The organism is Mycobacterium sp. NGS40 (assembly GCF_059812735.1).
This window is the reverse complement of record NZ_JCALDG010000014.1, coordinates 147,466-166,242: the sequence shown is the minus strand read 5'-3', so window position 1 is coordinate 166,242 and position 18,777 is coordinate 147,466. Positions and strand designations below refer to the sequence as shown.

General features: G+C 66.3%; 19 protein-coding genes. 12 read left to right on the top strand and 7 right to left on the bottom strand.

The features are described from left to right. Window positions 1–22: 22 nt before the first annotated feature. Genes AC5Y5O_RS21500 through AC5Y5O_RS21490 form a run of 3 tightly spaced genes read right to left on the bottom strand, consistent with a single transcriptional unit; the run spans window position 23 to window position 1,548 of the window. Window positions 23–382 (bottom strand): hypothetical protein, encoded by a 360-nt coding sequence (locus tag AC5Y5O_RS21500; protein WP_096285539.1) that lies wholly within the window; start codon window positions 380–382, stop codon window positions 23–25. 25 nt (window positions 383–407) lie between these two features. Next, window positions 408–1,112 carry a TetR/AcrR family transcriptional regulator gene (locus AC5Y5O_RS21495; protein WP_096285541.1) on the bottom strand — a complete coding sequence of 235 codons (705 nt, stop codon included), beginning with the start codon at window positions 1,110–1,112 and terminating at the stop codon, window positions 408–410. Then, window positions 1,096–1,548 carry a hypothetical protein gene (locus tag AC5Y5O_RS21490; RefSeq protein ID WP_500027305.1) on the bottom strand — a complete coding sequence of 151 codons (453 nt, stop codon included), beginning with the start codon at window positions 1,546–1,548 and terminating at the stop codon, window positions 1,096–1,098. Before AC5Y5O_RS21490 ends, AC5Y5O_RS21495 begins: the two co-directional genes overlap by 17 nt. 107 nt (window positions 1,549–1,655) lie before the next feature. On the opposite strand from AC5Y5O_RS21490, the gene AC5Y5O_RS21485 reads away from it, so the two are divergent. Next, window positions 1,656–2,528 carry a helix-turn-helix transcriptional regulator gene (locus AC5Y5O_RS21485; RefSeq protein WP_096285544.1) on the top strand — a complete coding sequence of 291 codons (873 nt, stop codon included), beginning with the start codon at window positions 1,656–1,658 and terminating at the stop codon, window positions 2,526–2,528. 26 nt (window positions 2,529–2,554) lie between these two features. Here AC5Y5O_RS21485 and AC5Y5O_RS21480 read toward each other — a convergent pair whose 3' ends face one another. Next, a complete protein-coding gene (locus tag AC5Y5O_RS21480) occupies window positions 2,555–3,931 on the bottom strand; it encodes a flavin monoamine oxidase family protein (protein ID WP_500027304.1) in 1,377 nt (458 codons plus the stop codon). A gap of 191 nt (window positions 3,932–4,122) precedes the next feature. Here AC5Y5O_RS21480 and AC5Y5O_RS21475 point away from each other — a divergent pair, with 191 nt between their 5' ends. Continuing rightward, complete coding sequence (locus AC5Y5O_RS21475; protein WP_096285548.1) at window positions 4,123–5,082, top strand: alpha/beta fold hydrolase; 960 nt, start codon at window positions 4,123–4,125, stop codon at window positions 5,080–5,082. Here AC5Y5O_RS21475 and AC5Y5O_RS21470 read toward each other — a convergent pair. Continuing rightward, window positions 5,077–6,423, bottom strand: coding sequence for a flavin monoamine oxidase family protein (locus AC5Y5O_RS21470; protein ID WP_096285550.1), 1,347 nt, complete (start codon window positions 6,421–6,423; stop codon window positions 5,077–5,079). The genes AC5Y5O_RS21475 and AC5Y5O_RS21470 overlap by 6 nt on opposite strands. A 174-nt stretch (window positions 6,424–6,597) precedes the next feature. Between AC5Y5O_RS21470 and AC5Y5O_RS21465 the strand changes: the two genes are divergently transcribed. The 4 genes from AC5Y5O_RS21465 to AC5Y5O_RS21450 all read left to right on the top strand — a co-directional run bounded on the left by AC5Y5O_RS21465 (window position 6,598) and on the right by AC5Y5O_RS21450 (window position 11,192). Then, on the top strand, window positions 6,598–7,845 hold the full coding sequence (locus AC5Y5O_RS21465) for an MFS transporter (protein WP_500027303.1): 1,248 nt from the start codon (window positions 6,598–6,600) through the stop codon (window positions 7,843–7,845). Further along, window positions 7,842–9,194 carry an LLM class flavin-dependent oxidoreductase gene (locus tag AC5Y5O_RS21460; RefSeq protein ID WP_500027302.1) on the top strand — a complete coding sequence of 451 codons (1,353 nt, stop codon included), beginning with the start codon at window positions 7,842–7,844 and terminating at the stop codon, window positions 9,192–9,194. Before AC5Y5O_RS21465 ends, AC5Y5O_RS21460 begins: the two co-directional genes overlap by 4 nt. Window positions 9,195–9,350: 156 nt before the next feature. Beyond that, entirely contained in the window at window positions 9,351–10,496 is a 1,146-nt protein-coding gene (nnhA, locus tag AC5Y5O_RS21455; RefSeq protein ID WP_500027345.1) for a 2-nitroimidazole nitrohydrolase, read from the top strand. Between the two features lie 9 nt (window positions 10,497–10,505). Next, window positions 10,506–11,192 carry a GntR family transcriptional regulator gene (locus AC5Y5O_RS21450; RefSeq protein WP_500027301.1) on the top strand — a complete coding sequence of 229 codons (687 nt, stop codon included), beginning with the start codon at window positions 10,506–10,508 and terminating at the stop codon, window positions 11,190–11,192. Here the strand turns inward: AC5Y5O_RS21450 and AC5Y5O_RS21445 are convergent. Continuing rightward, a complete protein-coding gene (locus tag AC5Y5O_RS21445; RefSeq protein ID WP_342929212.1) occupies window positions 11,175–12,290 on the bottom strand; it encodes an Rv3169 family protein in 1,116 nt (371 codons plus the stop codon). The genes AC5Y5O_RS21450 and AC5Y5O_RS21445 overlap by 18 nt on opposite strands. Beyond that, window positions 12,290–13,423 carry a phosphotransferase family protein gene (locus tag AC5Y5O_RS21440; protein WP_500027298.1) on the bottom strand — a complete coding sequence of 378 codons (1,134 nt, stop codon included), beginning with the start codon at window positions 13,421–13,423 and terminating at the stop codon, window positions 12,290–12,292. The genes AC5Y5O_RS21445 and AC5Y5O_RS21440 overlap by 1 nt, the downstream gene beginning before the upstream one ends. Window positions 13,424–13,480: 57 nt before the next feature. Between AC5Y5O_RS21440 and AC5Y5O_RS21435 the strand changes: the two genes are divergently transcribed. From AC5Y5O_RS21435 to AC5Y5O_RS21410, 6 genes are all read left to right on the top strand, one after another. After that, entirely contained in the window at window positions 13,481–14,083 is a 603-nt protein-coding gene (locus tag AC5Y5O_RS21435; protein WP_096285564.1) for a TetR/AcrR family transcriptional regulator C-terminal ligand-binding domain-containing protein, read from the top strand. Then, the gene (locus tag AC5Y5O_RS21430; protein WP_096285566.1) at window positions 14,080–14,949 is read left to right on the top strand and encodes an SDR family NAD(P)-dependent oxidoreductase; all 870 of its coding nucleotides are present in this window, start codon (window positions 14,080–14,082) and stop codon (window positions 14,947–14,949) included. Before AC5Y5O_RS21435 ends, AC5Y5O_RS21430 begins: the two co-directional genes overlap by 4 nt. Window positions 14,950–15,113: 164 nt before the next feature. Beyond that, window positions 15,114–16,040, top strand: coding sequence for a DUF4129 domain-containing protein (locus AC5Y5O_RS21425; RefSeq protein WP_096285568.1), 927 nt, complete (start codon window positions 15,114–15,116; stop codon window positions 16,038–16,040). Further along, the gene (locus AC5Y5O_RS21420; RefSeq protein ID WP_096285570.1) at window positions 16,037–16,519 is read left to right on the top strand and encodes a hypothetical protein; all 483 of its coding nucleotides are present in this window, start codon (window positions 16,037–16,039) and stop codon (window positions 16,517–16,519) included. The genes AC5Y5O_RS21425 and AC5Y5O_RS21420 overlap by 4 nt, the downstream gene beginning before the upstream one ends. A gap of 14 nt (window positions 16,520–16,533) precedes the next feature. Next, window positions 16,534–17,508 carry an AAA family ATPase gene (locus AC5Y5O_RS21415; RefSeq protein ID WP_096290924.1) on the top strand — a complete coding sequence of 325 codons (975 nt, stop codon included), beginning with the start codon at window positions 16,534–16,536 and terminating at the stop codon, window positions 17,506–17,508. A 7-nt stretch (window positions 17,509–17,515) separates the two neighbouring features. After that, window positions 17,516–18,775 (top strand): DUF58 domain-containing protein, encoded by a 1,260-nt coding sequence (locus AC5Y5O_RS21410; RefSeq protein WP_096285572.1) that lies wholly within the window; start codon window positions 17,516–17,518, stop codon window positions 18,773–18,775. Window positions 18,776–18,777: the final 2 nt, after the last annotated feature.

The window sequence follows — 18,777 nt, the reverse complement described above, 5'->3', positions numbered from 1 at the left end:
CGCAAGGCTATCGGCTCGCTCGTCAGTGATGTGGGGCGACCGAGTCGGCCAGCTGTGAGCCGATAACGACCGCGACGATGATCACGATGAGCGCAGCGGTCGGCCACACCCACATGACCCGCTTGCGCGCAGCCGCGATGATGACGCCGCCGATGGCGATGATGGCCGCGACGCCGACGCCGCCCCAGGTCACCACGTAGGCCCAATCGAGCGCCGACGTGTCGCACCGGTTGCCCGCGCACGAATCGGTCGCCATCGCGAAAAAGAAGGAAAACGTGATGGTCAGCGCTCCCGCGATCCCGGCGAGCACGAACATGGTGATCGTGGCGATGGTGTCGGCAGTCGAACGCTGTTTCTGCTGCGGGGGATGGTTAGCCGTCATGTAACACCTATGCCCAATCCACGCCTCAGTAATCGCGCGGCAAAGCCGCCACCATCGTCTCGACCTGCGCGCGGTTGAGCGCGATGATGCTGCCGTCGGGTAGGCCGAGAATCCGGTCGGCGGCCACCCCGTGCAGTTTGAACCTGGTGGTCAAGACATCGATGGCATGCTGCCTGCTGGGCTCATCGGTCGCGTCGGCGATCTGGATGACGTTGGAGTGCAGGCGCGCGGCCAGACCTTGAATCATGTCGGCGACACCCTCGGGGTCGAAGGTGTGAAAAATGCCCTCGGCCACTCCGTCGGAGATCAACCGGGTCAGCAGCGGTTGCGTCAACTGCTCGCTCACCGTGACGATGCGCCCGTACAGATGCGCGTTCTCGGGCCGTAGCAGCGAGACCATCGCCGCCAGCTGCTCGGGTGTGCCGGTCTGCATCTTGACGTCGAAACCCGCCCGCAGCAGCGTGTTGAGCCGATCCAGCGCATTGCCGTCGCAACGCGCGATCGCCTCTTCGATGGCGGCGAGCTGTGTGTGGGCGCTGCGCTCGGCCAGCGTTGTGATGAGCGCGTCCTTCGACGGAAACCAGTGGTAGAAAGCGCCTTTGGAGACACCGGCGTCGGCGATCAGCTCGTTGAGGCTGACGTTCTCGTAGCCGCGCGCAACGAACAGCGCCGCAGCGCGATCCAGGATCTCGGCACGGCGTACGTCGGGGTGCTTAACTACTCGCGGCATCGGAGTGGTCCGGCACGGTGGGCTTCGCGATCCAGCCCACGTAGGTCAGGTACAGGCCGACCAATGCGATGGCGCCGAAGATGGCGCGCACTACCGGTATGGCATTTTCCTGCAGCGACTTGCCGGCCGAGTCGTATACGTCGGGAATCGCCAGGACGAGTATCCCGCGGATCGCGAGAAACCACCCCAGCAGTGAAATCAGAACCGCTGCGACACTTCGCCAATACTGATGAAAGGCGATGATGACGCTGCCCCACATCAGCAGCAGCGCCCCAAGCGCCCACTGCCACATAGGATCTCGGCTGAACTCGTCGAGCAGTACGGGCATTTGTGAGGTCGCGCGAAACGCGACGATCGTCGGCACGATCAGAAAGAACGGTCCGAACGCGCGCGCGAACATCCGGGTACGAAACCGCGATGGATCCGGCTGGTTCATTGCTACCTCCACGGCCGAGAACGATAACCGACCAGTGGTCGGTATACAAGACCGATGGTCGGTAATGTCGTATGGATGTTTGCCCGCCGGCGGGGTATCCGGGAGAGATGGACGTTGCCAAGGACATCAAGGACTTCTTGATGTCGCGACGGGCGAGGATCACCCCCGAGGCGGTCGGCCTGCCGCCGGGGCGGCGCCGCCGCGTGCCCGGGCTACGACGTGAGGAAGTGGCTCGGCTGGCCGGTGTGAGCATCGACTACTACACGCAGGTAGAACGGGGGAATGTGGCCGGTGTCTCCGACGACGTCCTGCATGCGGTCGCCGGCGCCCTGCAACTCGGTGAGGCAGAGGAAACTCACTTGTTCGACCTGGTTCGTGCCGTCACCAGCAAGGGCGCCCGGAGCCGATCGGTTTCTCCCGCGGGCCGAACCATCCCGGCGGGGGTGCAGGCATTGCTGGACAGCATGGTCACCGCGCCCGCGATCGTGATCAACGGCCACCTCGATGTGGTCACCGCGAACACGCTCGGGCGCGCGCTCTACGCACCCGTCTTCGCCCGTGCCAGGGCGACACCGAATCTGGCTCGATTCATGTTTCTCGACGCCGCGGCCGAGCGGTTTTTTCCCGAGTGGGACCGCGAAGCCGACGACGTCGTTTCGCTGCTGCGGGCCGAGGCGGCGCGCGCCCCCGATTCACCGGCCGTCACCGACCTGGTCGGGGAGCTCGGATCGCGCAGCGAGCCCTTCCGCTCGAGTTGGGCGGCGCACAACGTCAAGTCACATCGCCACGGCTCCAAGCGATTCCGGCATCCCGAGGTCGGTGAACTGGAACTGACCTACAACGTCTTCGACATCGCCGGCGTCGGTGGGCTGTCGTTGATCGGCTATACAGCCGAACCGGGTTCACCTTCTGACGAGGCGCTGCGGCTGCTCGCCAGCTGGACGGTGACCGCGCGCGATTCAAATGCGGCGTCCACCTAAACTACTGAGCGCTTTGGTGTTTCGCGCTAGCTCTTAATCCGGCGCATCAGTTGGTCGGCGGCATAGCGTCCACTGACCACGGCCCCGATAACGGTGGACGGGTTTTTGGTGTCGGCAGCCTCGCCCGCCAGGTAAAGCCGATCGCTGATCGGGTCCCGCAGGCAGCGGCGATCGTCGAGCCCGGAACCGGGCGCGTGGAATGAGTAACTGCCCCGCGCATAGGGGTCGGTGCTCCAATTCGAGGTCCGGACTTCCACCGGCGCGACGTCGTCGCCGAACAGCTGGCGAGCGATCGGCAGCGCCCGGGCGGTCACATCGGCTGCCGAGGACGCCTCCACCGCCCGGCCGCGTTCGCCGGCATTGAAGGCCACCACGATCGGTCCGGCGCTGTTGGACAGGGTGAACCACTGCGCCCACGCGCCCGGGTCGGTGCCCATGAAGAGGTAGAAGGCGTTGTCCGTCTTCCATGTTCGCCGGTTGAACCGGAAGAAGGTCTTCGACAGCACGCCGAATCCCAGGGCGTTCACGGCGCGAGCATGTTGGTCGGGGAGCGGGGGATCGAAGGCGATCGCACCGGCTTTGAGCACTCCGAGAGGGACGGTGACGATCGCAGCGGGGCCTTCGAAGGACTGGTTTCCGGCGTGCACGGTGACGGAGCTGTCACGTCGAGTGATCGCGGTGACCGGCGTGCCAAAGACGATCTGAAGTCCGTCGGCCAGCAGCTTCGGCAGGGCGTCGTAGCCGTTCGTGATCACCGCCTGGTCGCCGTCGGCGTAGTCGCCGGTGTCAAATGTGTTGGCGGAGAGCTGGTCTGCGCCGGCCGCGTATTCGTCCTCGATCTCGGTGGCGACAAAGAATGCCAGCTGGGTGCGATCCGAACCCGAAAGCTCCGCGCGCTTGGCCGCGGCGTCGACGGCGGCGCCCAGGCTCCCGCCGGTGACCCGATCGCAGGCCCGTTCGACGAACTGGCGCCAGGAGTCGGCGTCGTAGCCCGTTGCCGGCAGCCGGCGATCCACCGCGAGCTTCGCCCAGCCGTAGTAGTCGGTCGGGATGACCTCGGCGTGCGCGTCGTGAGCCAGTTCCATCATCGGGTCGCTGGCGGTGCCGTGGATCCAGGACGCGCCCATCTCGATCGGCACACCCCAGTCGCGGTTGGTATAGACACGACCGCCGATGCGGTCGCGGGCCTCGATCAGGCGCACCGGCCATCCCGCGTCGACCAGGCGGCGCGCGGCGGCCAAGCCGGCCATGCCGGCACCCACGATCAGGACCGACCCGGTGTCCGGTTTGATCTCCGGCGGCGGGGGTGGTGGTGACACCGAATGTTCACCCGGTGCGCAGGCAGCCAGCAGCCCGCCAGTGACCGCGCTCATCGTTGCTGTGAGCACCGCCCGACGGGACATCGGGGACATGACAGTCAGCCTCTCACACCGCAACCGGCGCGGTGCCGGGGTTTGCCAGTTAACGACGAATTGTGTGCTGTGATCCGGGCGCGCGGGTTGGCCGAAATTGCATAGTTGGACGCTCGTGCCGTTATAAGATCGCTGCATCCAGAGTGCGGCGACGGGGCCGTGTTCGACGGGGGGAGCTGGCGATGAGTGCTCGGCGAACGACACGTGGGATTGACCCGCTGCCCGGCGTACTGCCGTCGAGCCGCACGCTGACCGTCCGCGCGGTCGACGGCACCCCGCTGCACGCGGAGGTCTTCGGGCCGCCGGACGGCTATCCGATCGTGCTGACTCACGGCATCACCTGCGCGATCCGGGCGTGGGCCTACCAGATCGCGGAGTTGGCCTCCGAATACCGGGTGATCGCGTTCGACCACCGCGGCCACGGCCGAAGCGGGGTTCCGCGCCGCGGCGGATACAGCCTGAAACACCTTGCGTCCGATCTGGATTGCGTGTTGGACGCGACGTTGGCGCCGCATGAGCGCGCCGTCATCGCCGGGCACTCGATGGGCGGGATCACGATTGCCGCGTGGTCGGCCCGCTACCGCCACAAGGTCCACCGGCGCGCTGATGCCGTGGCGTTGATCAACACGACCACCGGCGACCTGGTGCGCCAGGTCAGGCTGTTCTCGGTGCCGGGGCGGCTGTCGCCGGCGCGATCGCTCGCCGCGCGCGGGTTGATCAACGTGTTCGGCGGCGTCCCGATTCCGGGTCCGGCGCTGCTGGCCACTCGCAGCCTGATTGCAATGCTCGCGGTTGGAAAGGACGCCGACCCGAGTGCCGCCACACTGATCCACGACTTGTTCGCGCGGACACCAGCCGCCGGGCGCGGCGGTTGCACGAGGATGCTCGTCGAATCCCTGGGGTCGCGGTACCTGGACCTGACCGGGTTGACGGTGCCAACCCTGGTCATCGGCAGCGAAGAAGATCGCCTGACACCGATCGCCGCGGCCCGCGAGATCGCCCGCACCGCGCCCAACGTGGTCGGCCTGGTCGAGCTGCCCGGCGGTCACTGCTCGATGTTGGAGCACCACCGTGAGGTCACCGGCCAGCTGCGGTCACTGGCCGAATCCATCACCCTGCCGGTCGCGCAGATCAGCTCATAGCAGGGCGGTGATCTCGGCGGCCGCTCGGAGGCCGGACCGGACCGCCCCGTCGAAAAACCCGGTCCACTCGTCGGCGGTCTCGGTGCCAGCCCAGTGAATCGGTCCGACCGGTTCGCGCAGCCAGCGCCCGAACCGCGTCCACGACCCCGGCGGCACCGCCGCGGTCGGGCCACCCGGAGCGAAATCCTCGGTGCCCCAGCGATGATCCACATAGTCGAGTGGCTGAAGGGCCTCCTCGCCGAACAGCGACGCGAAGCAGCGCAAGGCGTCGCGGCGGCGTTGGTCGGTGGGCAGTGAATCGAACGCCCGGGCGTCGACAAAGCCCAGCAGGATTCCCGGCCCGTCGGCCTGCGGGCTGACGTCGAAGGTGATGAACACCGGTCCCTTGTCGGACAGCGCCTGTCCCGAGAGTCCGTTGGCTCGCCAGAACGGTGTCGAATATGCCGCGAAAGCCTTGCTGAGCCGGCCCTGCGGCCACTGTTCGACCAGACGCTGGTACTCGACGGGTAGTGGGGGGGTGAACTCGATGGCCCCGCGATGAGCCGGCGGGATCGCGACTATGACGAACCCGGCGTCGGCCGTACCCGCATCGGAGGTGACCGTCACGCCGGAACCGTGCCGTTCGATGCGGTGCACCGGGGCATTCAGCACGACGCGTGCGCCCAGTTCGTCGGCCGCCGACCGGGCGATTTGCTGGGTGCCGCCCGGGAAATGGTCCTGCTGGGCGCCGTCCTGGGTGTCGAGCATCCGGTCCAGACCGCCCGCGGCCCGGATGTAGCGCGCGGCGTGCAACATCGACACGTCTTCAAGTTCGCATCCCCAGGTGACCCGGGCCATGATGGCCATCAGGTCGCGCGACGAGGCGCTGGCGCGCACCGAACGCAACCACTGTCCGAACGACACCTCATCGAGCTGGCGGGCGCGCTGTGCCCGCCACGGTGCGTCGACCGGAATGCTGCGCGCGATTCTTTCGAATTGCCAACGCAGCCGGGCGATGTCGAGCAACCCCGTCAGCGAAAGCTTGGGGATGGTGCCGTGGTAGGAACGTGTCCAGCCGCGCCATTGGATGACGTTCTTGCCGTCATGGTAGGTAGGCGTAGTCGGGATCTGCAGTTCGGCCGCCAGCGCCAGCACCGCATCTTGGGTGGGGCCGACGAACGCGCCGCCCATATCCGCCGGCAATCCCGCGACGCTACCGGTGAACGCGCGCCCGCCCACGCGGTCGCGACCCTCGAACACCACCACGTCGTGACCCTGTCGCGTCAGCTCCCGCGCCGCGGCGAGACCGGCAAACCCCGCGCCGACCACCGCAACATCGACAGTCCACGACGGCATCGTCACACCCCCTAGTCAACCGCATGGTGACACGCCCGCGGTAGAGGACGTTCGCATCACGGCGATGGCAACCGTATGCCCGCGGCGGCGAACTGCCTAATCTGCGATCACGTGATTGCCACTGAGCCGGCCGCTACGGCTAATACAAGACCACAGCTGCGAACCGTAGCTCTGGGCAGCATGATCGGCACCACGATCGAGTGGTACGACTTCTACCTCTACGCGACAGCGTCCGCGCTCGTGTTCAAACCGCTGTTCTTTCCTCATGTTTCGTCAACAGCCGGGACTTTGGCCTCCTTCGCCACCTATGCGGCCGGGTTCGGCGCCCGACCGATCGGTGCCGTGATCTCCGGTCACTTCGGGGACCGGTTGGGGCGCAAGGCCGTTCTGGTAGCCGCCTTGCTGACGATGGGGCTCGTCACCACCGCGATTGGGCTGTTGCCGACCTACGCCGCGGTGGGGGTGACCGCACCGGCGCTGCTGGCCGCGTTACGGGTGCTGCAAGGACTCGCGGTCGGCGCCGAATGGGGAGGCGCGGCCGTGCTCTCGGTTGAGCATGCACCGCCCGGGCGCCGTGGATTGTTCGGCAGCTTCACCCAGCTCGGTTCCCCGGCCGGCATGTTGCTGGCGACGTCAATCTTCTTTTTGACCCGCAAGGTGTGCGGCGCGGACACGTTCCTGGCTTTCGGATGGCGGATACCCTTTCTGTTCAGTGCCGTTCTGGTGGGGATCGGGCTGTTCATCCGGCTGCGGCTCAGTGACGCCGCCATTTTCGAGCGTCTCAAAGAGCGCGACGACCTCTCGACGTTGCCGGTGCTGGAGGTGTTGCGCAGCCAGCCCCGTAATGTGTTGATCACCACCGGGTTACGAATGTCCCAAATTGCACTCTTTGTGTTGCTGACCACGTATTCACTTACCTACCTGCAGGATTCGTTCGGCAAGGGCAGCGGCGTCGGATTGATCGCGGTGCTGATATCGTCGGCACTCGGATTGCTCAGCACGCCAGGCTGGGCATTGTTGTCCGATCGAATCGGTCGCCGGCCCCCATATCTGTTCGGCGCGCTGGCGGGGGTGGTCGCGCTGGCGTTGTTTTTCGTCGCCGCCGCAAGCGGGTCAGCCATCGCGGTGGTGCTCGCAATCGTGTTCGGCGTCAACGTTGTTCACGACGCGATGTACGGGCCGCAGGCCGCCTGGTTCGCCGAACTCTTCGACACCCGGCTGCGTTACAGTGGGTCGTCGCTGGGTTATCAAATCGGAGCCGTGCTGTCGGGAGGCTTCGCGCCGTTGATCGCGGCGGCTCTGCTGGTGGCCGGCGGCGGTAGACCGTGGTTGATCGTGGGGTATTTCGCGGTGCTGGCGGCTATCACGGTCGCCGCGGCCTACGCGGCACGGGAAACGTACGGGGACCAAATCGAGTGGGCACGATGAACAGGATCTACCTCAATGCCTTCGACATGGCCTGTGTCGGGCACCAGTCGGCCGGGCTGTGGCGTCACCCCGAGGACCGCGGTTATCGGTATCGCGAACTCGGCTATTGGACCGAACTGGCCAAAATCCTGGAGGCCGGCGGCTTCGACGCGTTGTTTCTCGCCGACGTGCTCGGCGTGTACGACGTGTACGGCGGGTCTCGCGATGCCGCGGTGCGAGACGCCGCGCAGTTTCCGGTCAACGACCCGACCGCCGCCGTTTCCGCGATGGCGGCGGTGACCGAGACGCTCGGCTTCGGGATCACGTTGTCGCTCACCTACGAGCAGCCCTACGCGCTGGCACGCAGGTTGTCGACACTGGATCACCTAACCGGCGGACGGGTGGCGTGGAACATCGTGACCTCGTATCTGGACAGTGCGGCACGCAATCTCGGCCTCGACGCCCAGATTCCGCATGACCAGCGCTATGAGATCGCCGATGAGTACCTCGAGGTCTGTTACAAACTCTGGGAAGCTTCGTGGGAGGCCAACGCGGTGGTGCGCGACCCGGTACGCGGTGTGTTCACCGATCCGGCCAAGGTGCACGACATCGAGCACAAAGGCCGTTATTTCACGGTTCCGGGACCGTTTCTGTGCGAACCGTCTCCGCAGCGCACACCGGTGCTGTTCCAGGCCGGCGCCTCGCCGCGCGGTGTCCAATTTGCCGCCGCCAACGCCGAGGCCGCGTTCATCTCCGGCCCGACACCCCAAATCGTGCGCGGCCCGGTGCGGGCGCTGCGCGAGACCGCTGCGGGGTTGGGCCGGGATCCGCGTTCCATCAAGGTCTTCACCATGGTGACCCCGATCGTCGCCGAGACGCACGAGCGAGCCGTGGCCAAGTTAGCTGAATACCGTGAATACGTCAGCACGACTGGCGCTTTGGCGCTCTTCGGCGGCTGGACCGGGGTGGACCTGGCCGAGCTGGGTGACGACGGCCCGCTGCGTTACAGCGAGACAGACGCCAACCGGTCCGCGCTGGCCTCCTTCACCACCGATGAGCGCACCTGGACGGCAAGGGAACTCGCCGAAGAGATCGGCATCGGCGGGCGCGGGCCGCTGCTGGTGGGCTCACCCGGCGAGGTCGCCGACGAACTCGAGCGCTGGGTCGAGGAGGCCGACGTCGACGGGTTCAACCTCGCCTACGTGACGACGCCGGGCACCTTCGTGGACTTCGCGAAACTGGTTGTGCCCGAACTGCGTCGCCGCGGACGGGTCCCGGATCAGGTCCCGCGTTGCACGCTGCGCGAACGGCTGGGCGGTAAGGGACCGCTGCTGGCTGCCGACCACCCTGGCGCGGCGTACCGTCGCTGACGGTTTCCCGCCGACGTCGCGTTGTCCGGTTGATACGGCTCAATATGTCCCGAGGAGCCCACGGTGGGGTAACGCAGCACACCGGGCCTTTGACAAATGATCGATCATCGATCAAAGTAGGCGGGTGAGGTCCCACCGATGCGAACCGAGGAATCGATGACAACCCTGGACACGCCCAAATTCCGCCGCGCCTATGACGATTGGCGGCTGACGGACATCCCGCACTATCGGGACGGGAACAGCACCTACGAGTTCGTGCGTGCCACCCACGAGGTGGACTACCGCACCTATCAAGCCGAGGCAGTGGCGGGCCGATCGTTCGGCTTCAACGGAATCGGTCGGCTGACCGAGGTCGCCTTGCACATGCCGACCAAGCACACGCTCCACGATCAGAGTTCGCAGTACAGGGAAAATCCGGCGTTCTTCCAGGCGCTGATGGGGGTACCGGATCGCGGACCGGTCGACTTGTTGGCGTTTCAGCGCGAAACCGAGGAACTCGCAACGGCATTCGAGGACAGCGGCATTACTGTGCATTGGATCGACTATCCGGAGGAGCCGACCAATCCGTACGGTCCGCTGATGGGCCATGTGTTTCTGTCGTGGGGTTCGATCTGGCGCGGGGGTTCCGTCATCTCCCGTTTCGGGTTCCTGCCCGGCATGGTCGGGGTGACCGAGTACCTGGCCAAGTGGGCCTGGAACACCCTCAACATCCCTCCGCTCATCGCCATCACCGAAGGCGCCATGGAGCCGGGGGCATGCAACATGATCGCCGAGGAGGTATTGGTCACCTGCTTGTCCGCCTCTTACGATCAGCGTGGGACGGAACAATTCGTCAACGCCATCTCCAAGACGAGTGGTACGAGCGAGTTCTACAACCTGCAGTTGAGACCGGCCGTGGAAGGCTTTTTCAACCAAGCGACCGGCGCGTGCGCTCATCCGGACATCAACATTAACGCGATCGACGTCGGAAAGCTGGTTGTGTCTCCGGCGGCGCTGGACTGGGAGGCGCGTACCTGGTTGTACGACAACAACTTCGAACTGATCGAGGCCGACGGACAGGAGCAGCGCGATTTTCTGGCTCCATGCAACGTGCTGTTGCTGGAGCCCGGCAAGGTGCTCGCACACGCGGACTGTCACGCCACGAACGAGAAAATCCGGGCCGCCGGCGTCGAGGTCATCGAGGTGACCGGTACTGAAATCCGCAAGGCGTGCGGAGGCATCAAGTGCCGGGTGATGCAGATCAACCGGGAACCCGGGCCGACTCTGGCGGATGTTCGGAACCGGGCGTGGCGCTCGGCCTAAAGTGGGGCGGTGTCCAACACGTCTGACGCACGGCCCGAGGTGCGTGGTATGCCGCTGCGTGAACAGATTTTGGGTGTGCTGCTCGACGGGTTGATCAGCGGTCGGTGGCAACCCGGCGACCGGATTGTCGAACGGCAGGTCGCCACCGACCTGAACGTCAGCCAAGCGCCTGTTCGTGAAGCGCTGCGGGATCTGGAAGGGCTGCGGCTGGTCAGCTCGGAGCCCAACAAGGGTGCGCGTGTTCGCGACATAGGTCCCGATGACCTGTTGGAGATGTACCCCGTGCGAGCGGCTTTGGAAGGCCTCGCCGCATCACTTGCGGTCGAACGACTCGACGGCGACGTGACCGCATTGCATCGGCATGCCGACGAGATTCGCAAGGCGGCCGACTTGGGTGACGTCGGCATGCAAGTTCGGGCCGGCGTTGCCTTCCATCGCGAGATCGTCGCCAGTGCGGGCAACCGGGTGCTGCTGGCGGTCTGGGAATCGCTGGGCATCGAGGTGTGGACGAATTTGTCGATTCGCTTGTTGCGCACCGAGTTACACGCAAACGTCGACGATCACATCGCGATCGTCGAAGCGTTCGCCAGACGTGACCCGAACGTCGATACCCTGGTCCGTGAGCATGTGATGTCCTACTGTCACGGGAGCCCGACCGATGGCCGCGGAGCAAAACGGTTACGGCGCAACCGTTAACCAGTCGGCGAACCCCGACGGGTCGTGGCGGCCCAGGGCGCCGTGCTCGTAGAGGCCCCACCCCTCGACCGGCGGCTTGTCGCCCTCGATGCAGACCGCGCGACCCACGTGGTCGATCACCCCGAAACCGGCACGCCCGATGATTGCCGGGTCGGTCATGTTGTAGGTCAGGCGTTCGGCGTACTTCTCGCCCTTCCAGGTGCCGTGGATCCAGTCCGAATCGCCACCGTAGCCGCCGCCGACGTGAATGGGCACCGGCAATTTGGACTCGACGTCGAAGTGGACCGGTGAGCCGTCCGGAGTGGTCGCGTCGATGGTGGCCCCGGTCGGAATGCGGGTGCCGGACGTGTAGTGGATCTTGACCCGCGGCCAGCCCAGCTGCTCGACACGGCCGTCGCGCCAGATCCGGGTGCAGTCGTTGAGCGAGCGGAACCCGTTGGGCTCCTCCTGGATGATCAACACGATCGCAAAGTCGTCGAAAGCCATTGGTACGTATAGCCACCACATGCCCTCGAACGGTGGGTCGGCGGGCCGTCCGGCCGGCTCAGCCTCGCCGATCGGGCGGATGCCCCACGACCGGTCGCGGCTGCCCAGCCAGGTGTTGGGGTCGACGATGATTTCCTCGCCGTCGATCACGACGTGTCCGCTCCAGCTGCCCAGCTGCGCGAACCGCTGCGCGTCCAGCGTGACCCGGTTGCCGGACCGCAGGATGTGCGGCTGTTCCTGGACGACGTCGAACAGGCCCTTCCAGGTGAGATCGGCTGCGATACCTTCGGTTTCGTCGAGGACGATCCGCAGCTTGTGCAGTGGCTCGATCACCTCGACCCGGTAGCCGTTGACGTGCTGGTTGAGGCGGTCTTGGTCGATCGCGTCCGACACGTGCACCGCGGTCTGGGTGTCGCCGCGGCGGATCAGCACGAATGCGTCTTTGACACCGAGGTTGGGGTAGTAGCCGATGCCGCTGATCAAGAAGATGTCGCCGGTGCGGTCATGGGCGTTGAAGTAGGACCGGTCGTAGAAGTTGCGGTCCGAGGAGCCGGGCCACGCGATCGGCTGCGGAATCTGGTGTACCGGGTATTCGTCGAGCGGTCCGAGCATTACTGGTCCTCTCCGATAAGACGTTTCATCAATCCGGCGTGGTAGAACAACGACTCGACGTCGTCCGGCTTGTCGGTTTCGCCGAAGTGCACTCGCCGCGCTCCGGTGCGCATGAACACACACGCCCACATCACGCCGGAATACACGTAGAACCAGCGCAGCTCACCTACTTCGACGCCGGCCAGGCGCGCGTAGGTGGCGCGGACGTCCTCCTCGCGCATCACATCGGGCAGTCCCGGCAATCCGGCAAGCCCGGTGAGCTCCTGGAAAACCATGTGCGCGTAAATCATCCACGCGACATCGAGCTCGCGCGGGCCCAGCGTCACCATCTCCCAGTCCAGCACCGCTACCGGTTGGAAGTCGCGGTACAACACATTGCCTACCCGGGCGTCACCCCACAGCAGCACGGGTTCGCGCGCGTCCACCTCCGTCGGCCAGTTGTCTTCCAGCCAGCTGAAAGTGCGCTCCAGCAGCGGCGATCGACCGATGTCGGGCACCGCGAAGTCGTACCAGTCCCGCACCCAGTTGTAGTGCCGGCGCAGCGCGGTATCGCCGTGGCCCTCGGACAGGAATCCAAACGTGCTCTCCGCGTTGGGGATTGAGTGCAGCTTCGCCAGTACGCCGACGGTGGCGTCCTGGAGTTCGCGCTGCCGCTCGACCGGTGCGTCGGCAAACCAGTTGTTGCCGAAGGTGTAGGGCATCACGTCGGGCGGCACGTCACCGGCGACGTAGTCCATCACGAAGAACGGCGTGCCCAGAACCTCGCCGGTGGGCTCGAGCCAGCGCACCGGCGGGACCGGGACCTCGGTGAGTTCGCCGACCTTGCGGATCACATCGAATTGGTGATCAAGCCGGTAGGTGGGGAAGACCTGCACGTCCTCGGCGCTCGGCGCGACCCGCGTGACCAGCTTCTGCTCGGTCGGCTGCCCGCCTTCGTGCCAGCGGGCGGTCAGGATGATGGTCTCCGACGACATGCCCGTCGAGTCGACCCCACTTTCGACCGTGACCGCGGGGTTCGCGCCGTCGGGCAGCACCGTGGCCAGCCAATTCGACATCACCGCCGGTAGCGTCGTGACGTCGCGGCTGGAGCGCTGAAGTCGGTCGACGTTGTCGAGCACAGGTTCATTGGCCACGGGGTGCCTCCATTCTTTGAGACCTTTCGCGGCAATTACGATACGGTAGGTAGCGTTATGAAAGCAGACCCGTCCGGCCTTGACAAGGCCCCAGGTGCCGGGCGCCCCAGGGACCCGCGTATTGACTCTGCCATCCTTGCGGCGACGGCGGAACTGCTTGTGGAAATCGGCTATTCGAACTTGACGCTGGCCGCCGTCGCCGAGCGGGCGGGCACCACCAAGTCGGCGTTGTATCGCCGGTGGTCGAGCAAGGCGGAGTTGGTGCACGAAGCGGCCTTTCCGACCGCGCCCAGCGCGCTGGAGACGCCGGCCGGCGACTTCACCGCCGACCTGCGGATGATGATCGCGGCGGCGCGGGATGTGTTCACCAGCCCGGTGGTGCGCGCCGCGCTGCCCGGGCTGGTCGCGGACATGTCGGCCGACCCAGACCTCAACGCGCGGGTGATGTCGCGCTTCAGTGACCTGTTCACCGCGGTGCAGGTGCGGCTGCGCGAGGCCGTCGATCGAGGTGAAGCGCATCCCGATGTCGATCCGGACCGGTTGATCGAGCTGATTGGGGGAGCGACGATGCTGCGGATGCTGTTGCGCCCGGACGAGAAGCTGGACGAGGCGTGGGTGGATCAGACCACCGCGATCGTCGTGCACGGGGTGACGCGATGACGCTGCGACTCGCCGGGCGCGCGGCGATCGTCACCGGTGCCAGCCGTGGTTTGGGCCGGGCGATCGCGCTGGCGCTTGCCGCCGAGGGCGCGGCGGTCGCGGTGGCCGGGCGCACCGAGCAGGTGTGGGATGACCGGCTGCCGGGAACCATCGGCGAGACCGTGGCCGCCATCGAAGTGGCGGGTGGGCGCGCGGTGGCGGTCCGCGCCGATCTGACCGACCGCGACGACGTCGCCCGGCTGGTGAGTGAGGCGCGAGATGCATTGGGCCCCATCACTGTTCTGATCAACAATGCGGCCTTCACCGCTCCGGGACGACCGCCGGTGCCCGGTGCACAGCCGCGGGTGAAGGCCGCCAGACCGGCCGGCGCCGCCAAACCCGGCTGGCCGGGTTTCGTCAGCACGCCGTTGTCCGCATTTCGCCGCCACTTCGACATCGCGGTGTTTGCGGCCTACGAGTTGATGCAGCTGGTGTCCCCGGACATGATCGAGGCCCGGGGCGGCTCGATCGTCAACATCACCTCGGTGGCCTCTCGGCTGCCCGGCAACGGACCCTATCCGGACCGCAGCGGCGGTGTCCTGCCTGGCTACGGTGGTTCGAAGGCGGCGCTCGAGCATCTCACCCAGTGCGCGGCGTTTGACCTGGCCGACCACAACATCGCCGTCAACGCGTTGGCACCGTCGAAGCCGATCATGACGCCTGGCCTGTCCTACTACGCCACCAACTTCGACGACACGGCAACTGAAGACGAATTCGCCAGGGCGGCAGCTCAATTGGCACTTGTGGACCCCGCGACCGTCACCGGTCGCACCATCGGTCATCACGAGGTGCTCGACGGCAGCTTCCGGCCGTTTGATCCTGCCTAGGCCAAATTTGCGCCGAGTGAGGTCAGGTTCGCGCGTCGGGCGCTGCGGTTCCCCGCGGCAGTGCCCTGGCTGCCGGTTGTCGCTGGCCACACCGCTGCCCGACGTGCGAGTATGAATCAAGCCTGTGCCGCAACGGCATAGGAAAACCGGCGAGTGGTGTGCCAATGCCCGATAAGCCGACAGGGCGCGTCGTTGCGCTCATCGTGCTGTTGATCGTGGTTGCCGCCGCCCTGCGCGGATACCTTCCGGCCCGCGATCATGCGGCGCGCGCGGAAGGCGGCGGCCGAGCGGCGCTGGTATTCGTCGTTGTCCTGCTCAGTGCGGCACTTGCGATGCTCGCGGTCGCGGTCATCGCGCGACTTCGGGATCCACGCGCGGTGGCACCGAAGGCGGGTGACCTCTCCGGGATGCTCGGTACCCGCGCAGGGCGGCCGAGCTGGCGCGTGGTGCTGATCGGACTCGCGGTGATCGTCGCGTGGTTGCTGATCGCGATGCTGCTGGCCCGGTTATCGCTGCCGCACGGGGCGCCTCCCGCGCAGCACGCACCGGACACCGGCGGCGCGCCAACCGCCCCCGCACCCACGTCGCGGCACCGGGCCCCGCAGAACGGCAACATGCTGGGAATTCTGCTGGCGGCCACCGTTGCGATGATGCTGCTCCTCGTCGTCGCAACATTCGTCATGTCGCGGCGACGATTGCGCGCCCCGACGCTGCACACCGCCGCTGATGACAGCGCCGAATATGTGCCGCCGGCACGGCCTTCGGAATCTCTGGTGCGAGCCGCCGAACTGGGGTTGGCCGAGATGGCCGACCGCGGGCGCGAACCGCGGCAGGCGATCATCGCCTGCTATGCCGCGATGGAACGTGAGCTCGCCGATGTTCCCGGAGCCGCCCCCCAGGACTTCGACACACCGACCGAGGTATTGGCCCGCGCGGTCGAACTCCGTGCGCTGCATATCGATAACGCCGTTCAGCTGGTGAACCTGTTCGAGGAAGCACGGTTCAGCCCGCATGTGATGAACGAGGGGCATCGCGACGTCGCGGTCGAGGTGCTGCGCCTGGTTCTTGCGGAACTTCGGAGTGCGGTATGAAAAGGCTGATAGCTCTAGGGGTTTGCTTCATCGCCGGAGCGGAGCTGCTGGTGTTGGTCGTGCACGATCGCTCCTGGGTGCTGGTCGCGTCGGGTGTCGCACTGGCCCTGGTGTTGCTCAATATTCGTCGGCTGCTGGGACAGGGGACCGAACCCGCGGCCGATTTGGACCCCGACGACCTCGGGGATTCGTTGCGCCGCTGGCTGGCCACCACCGAGACGACGATTCGCTGGTCCGAGTCCAGCCGTACGGACTGGGACCGGCATCTGCGTCCGATGCTTGCCCGCAGGTACGAAATCGCGACCGGGCAACGACTGGCCAAGGACCCGGCGGCTTTTCAGTCGACCGGCCGGATGCTGTTCGGGGCCGAACTGTGGGAATGGGTCAATCCCAACAACATCGAGCGCTCCGCTGACCACCAGCCCGGTCCTGGCCGGGCCGCGTTCGAAGAAATCCTCCGCAGGTTGGAGCAGGTATGACAGGGGGTGCGGCGATGCCGACCGCTTTGCCGGCCAGTACGACCACGGCACACTGCGAGGCGGTGCTCGACGAAATCGAGCGCGTGGTGGTGGGCAAGCGTTCCGCGCTGACCCTCATCCTCACCGCCGTCCTGGCGCGCGGCCACGTCCTCATCGAAGATCTGCCCGGGCTCGGCAAGACACTGATCGCGAGATCCTTTGCCGCCGCGCTGGGTCTGCGATTCACCCGGGTGCAGTTCACACCGGACCTGCTGCCCGCGGACTTGCTCGGGTCGACGATCTACGACATGCAGTCGGGCCATTTCGCATTCCGGGCCGGGCCCATCTTCACCAATCTGCTGCTCGCCGACGAGATCAACCGCACACCCCCCAAGACTCAGGCGGCGCTGCTCGAGGCGATGGCCGAAGGGCAGGTCAGCATCGACGGCGAAACCCACAAGTTGCCAATGCCTTTCATTGTTCTGGCGACCGACAACCCGATCGAATACGAGGGCACCTACCCGCTGCCGGAGGCGCAGCTGGATCGCTTCGCGATGCGATTGGAACTGCGCTACCTCTCCGAGCGCGACGAGACCTCGATGCTGCGCCGCCGTCTGGAACGCGGCTCGGCCGAACCGACCGTCAATCAGGTGGTCGACGCCCAGGACCTACTGGCGATGCGCGAATCGGTGGAGCAGGTGACGGTGCACGAGGATGTCCTTCGTTATGTGGTGTCACTGGCCACCGCCACGCGCCGCCATCCGCAGGTCGCCGTCGGCGCGAGCCCGCGTGCCGAACTCGACCTGGTTCAGCTCGCCCGGGCGCGGGCGCTGTTGCTTGGCCGTGACTATGTGATCCCCGAGGACGTCAAGGCGCTCGCGGTAGCGGCTGTCGCGCACCGAATTACCCTGCGTCCGGAGATGTGGGTTCGCAAGATTCAGGGTGCCGATGTCGTCGGAGAACTGTTGCGACGCTTGCCGGTACCACGCACCGGCGAGGGCACCCCATGAGCTTGTCATGATCGAGGCCGAGTTCCGCTGGCGCGCTGCGCCATTGACGCGGGCGATCGCGACCTGCGGTGGCGTTGCCCTCGTTGCCGCTGTGATCGGTGCGCATTGGCAGCTCATCGCGTTCGCGGCGCCGCTGCTCGGCGTGCTGTGCTCGATCAGCTGGCAACACCCGGTCCCGAAGATTTATGTGCAGGCAGAACCGGAGTCACAGCGGTGCTTCGAAGGGGAGCCGGCGCGGGTCAGGCTATCGGCAACCGAGGAAGCTGGGGCGCCCAATGTCTGGGCGGTCGAGCTCACGGTTCCCGCCGTCGAGGGCCTGCAGTTCGAGGTTGTCGATTCGGATTCTTCGCACGCGAAAACGGTTGCCGCCGTGGCGCAGCGCTGGGGCCGATACGCGATCCGCGCCCGGGTCGACGCGGTGGCCCGCGGTGGGTTGCTCACCGGGACGGCGATCGTCGATGCCGCCGATGTCATCGTGTTTCCGCTGACGCCACCGCAGCCGACGCCCATCCCGCGAACCGAGTTGCTCGACCGTCTCGGCGCTCACCTGACCGGGCATGTCGGTCCGGGCGTCGAGTATGCCGATATCCGGCCCTACGTTCCGGGTGATCAATTGCGGGCGGTGAATTGGCCGGTGAGCGCGCGGCGCGGTCAGCTGCACGTGACGGAACGGTTGACCGACCGTGCCGCCGACGTCGTGGTGCTGATCGATGGGTACCGGCAGCCGGCGGGCCCGGCAACCGATGCCACCGAGCGAGTGGTGCGCGGTGCGGCTCAGGTGGTGCAGGCCGCGCTGCGCTACAGCGATCGCGCCGGAATCGTGGCGCTCGGTGGCAATCGCCCGCGCTGGCTCGGCGCCGATATCGGTCAGCGCCAGTTCTACCGGATCCTCGATACGGTGCTGGCTGCGGGCGATCGATTCGAAAACACCACCGGCACACTGGCTCCGCGTGCGGCGGTCCCGGCCGGCGCCATCGTCATCGCGTTCTCCACCCTGCTCGACACGGAATTCGCGCTGGCGCTGATCGATCTACGCAAGCGCGGTCATGTCGTGATCGCCGTCGACACTCTCGATGCTTCACCGTTCGAAGGCGAACAGGACCCGCTGGTGGACCGGCTGTGGGCGTTGCAGCGGGCCGCCATGTATCGCGATATGGCGACCATCGGCGTCGACATCGTCTCCTGGCAGAAAGATCACCCGCTGGAGCAGTCGATGGGTGTGATGCCGGATCGCCGCCACCGCGTGCGCGGACGGCTGCGGGGGTAGCC

Bases quoted from the DNA above. Each gene is read 5' to 3' on its own strand.
- AC5Y5O_RS21500 (WP_096285539.1), bottom strand. From the start codon at position 382: ATGACGGCTAACCATCCCCCGCAGCAGAAACAGCGTTCGACTGCCGAC.
- AC5Y5O_RS21495 (WP_096285541.1), bottom strand. From the start codon at position 1,112: ATGCCGCGAGTAGTTAAGCACCCCGACGTACGCCGTGCCGAGATCCTG.
- AC5Y5O_RS21490 (WP_500027305.1), bottom strand. From the start codon at position 1,548: ATGAACCAGCCGGATCCATCGCGGTTTCGTACCCGGATGTTCGCGCGC.
- AC5Y5O_RS21485 (WP_096285544.1), top strand. From the start codon at position 1,656: ATGGACGTTGCCAAGGACATCAAGGACTTCTTGATGTCGCGACGGGCG.
- AC5Y5O_RS21480 (WP_500027304.1), bottom strand. From the start codon at position 3,931: ATGTCCCGTCGGGCGGTGCTCACAGCAACGATGAGCGCGGTCACTGGC.
- AC5Y5O_RS21475 (WP_096285548.1), top strand. From the start codon at position 4,123: ATGAGTGCTCGGCGAACGACACGTGGGATTGACCCGCTGCCCGGCGTA.
- AC5Y5O_RS21465 (WP_500027303.1), top strand. From the start codon at position 6,598: ATGATCGGCACCACGATCGAGTGGTACGACTTCTACCTCTACGCGACA.
- AC5Y5O_RS21460 (WP_500027302.1), top strand. From the start codon at position 7,842: ATGAACAGGATCTACCTCAATGCCTTCGACATGGCCTGTGTCGGGCAC.
- nnhA (WP_500027345.1), top strand. From the start codon at position 9,351: ATGACAACCCTGGACACGCCCAAATTCCGCCGCGCCTATGACGATTGG.
- AC5Y5O_RS21445 (WP_342929212.1), bottom strand. From the start codon at position 12,290: ATGCTCGGACCGCTCGACGAATACCCGGTACACCAGATTCCGCAGCCG.
- AC5Y5O_RS21435 (WP_096285564.1), top strand. From the start codon at position 13,481: ATGAAAGCAGACCCGTCCGGCCTTGACAAGGCCCCAGGTGCCGGGCGC.
- AC5Y5O_RS21430 (WP_096285566.1), top strand. From the start codon at position 14,080: ATGACGCTGCGACTCGCCGGGCGCGCGGCGATCGTCACCGGTGCCAGC.
- AC5Y5O_RS21425 (WP_096285568.1), top strand. From the start codon at position 15,114: ATGCCCGATAAGCCGACAGGGCGCGTCGTTGCGCTCATCGTGCTGTTG.
- AC5Y5O_RS21420 (WP_096285570.1), top strand. From the start codon at position 16,037: ATGAAAAGGCTGATAGCTCTAGGGGTTTGCTTCATCGCCGGAGCGGAG.
- AC5Y5O_RS21415 (WP_096290924.1), top strand. From the start codon at position 16,534: ATGCCGACCGCTTTGCCGGCCAGTACGACCACGGCACACTGCGAGGCG.
- AC5Y5O_RS21410 (WP_096285572.1), top strand. From the start codon at position 17,516: ATGATCGAGGCCGAGTTCCGCTGGCGCGCTGCGCCATTGACGCGGGCG.